We start from the raw sequence: 292 nt of genomic DNA on the forward strand, positions 1-292 counted from the left end.
GAACAGGCCGGCGATCATGGAGATTACGCCGGAGCCGAAGCTGACAATCTTCGATACCCAGCCGACGATCGTGCCGAGCACGCTGGCGAAGGGCTCCAGAATAGACAGCAGCGGGGTCAGCAGTGGGGTGATGGCACCGATCAGGCTCAGGATCGGAGGGAGTAGCGCCTGAACGAGTTGCTTCAGGGGATCAAGCAGCGGCTTGATGACGCTGTTGACGATTTGCAGGGCCACCTCCAGCAGCGGGGTGATGACCGGCTGCAGGCTCGAGATGATGCTCTCCAGCACAGGC

At 61.6% G+C, this 292-nt stretch carries 1 pseudogene; it reads right to left on the reverse strand.

Annotated features, from left to right (window positions below):
• Positions 1-292, reverse strand: a pseudogene (locus tag P0G09_RS19920) (phage tail protein); the annotation flags it as partial.

Source organism: Faecalibacterium sp. DFI.5.82, from assembly GCF_029076575.1.
Lineage (GTDB): Bacteria > Bacillota > Clostridia > Oscillospirales > Ruminococcaceae > Faecalibacterium > Faecalibacterium duncaniae.